The organism is Mesorhizobium sp. M7A.F.Ca.CA.002.15.2.1, assembly GCF_003998715.1.
Classification (GTDB): domain Bacteria; phylum Pseudomonadota; class Alphaproteobacteria; order Rhizobiales; family Rhizobiaceae; genus Mesorhizobium; species Mesorhizobium ciceri.
Genome location: NZ_RZPI01001280.1, coordinates 1 through 439, shown reverse-complemented (window position 1 = coordinate 439; position 439 = coordinate 1). Strand labels below are relative to the sequence as shown.

Annotated in this window: 2 protein-coding genes; both read left to right on the top strand. The window is 58.5% G+C overall.

Going from position 1 to position 439, the window contains the following annotated elements; genetic code table 11:
• Positions 1–223, top strand: a 223-nt coding sequence (locus ENZ74_RS34860) for a hypothetical protein (RefSeq protein ID WP_206522425.1), incomplete at its 5' end; no start/stop codon positions are given.
• 4 nt (positions 224–227) lie between these two features.
• On the top strand, positions 228–439 hold a 212-nt coding region (locus tag ENZ74_RS34130), incomplete at its 3' end, for a hypothetical protein (RefSeq protein WP_127313389.1).

Below are 439 nucleotides of genomic sequence, written 5' to 3'. Positions count from 1 at the left end.
ATCTCGAATGATGTGGATTTTGTGCCCGATATCGATGTTTGGCAGCCAAAAATCAAGGGGTAAGCGATTATGGAAGCCACCGGCCAAGGCCGGACAATGGCAGGCAAGGCATTTCGATTTTAATTCAAATTTTACCTTAACTGCCGGCTTTGCTTGCCCCACAGGCAGGATGGGGGAACCATTCCCTTGCTGGAGGAGTTTCGAAGCCGACACAGGATTTTGAGACGATGACCCGCAACACGGGCGAAAAGGCAGAAGGGCTGGCCATCGAGGTCAGGCGCCAGTTGGGTGCCGAGGCGGTGACCCGCTTTCTACGCACCTTGCCGGCCTTCCGCACCGAGGCCGACATTCCCGACCGGCTCCGAGAACTGCTCGACCGCCTCGATGGGGCGGAGCGCGGTGACATCGGCTGGCGCCGGCGGCAACGCAACCATCAATC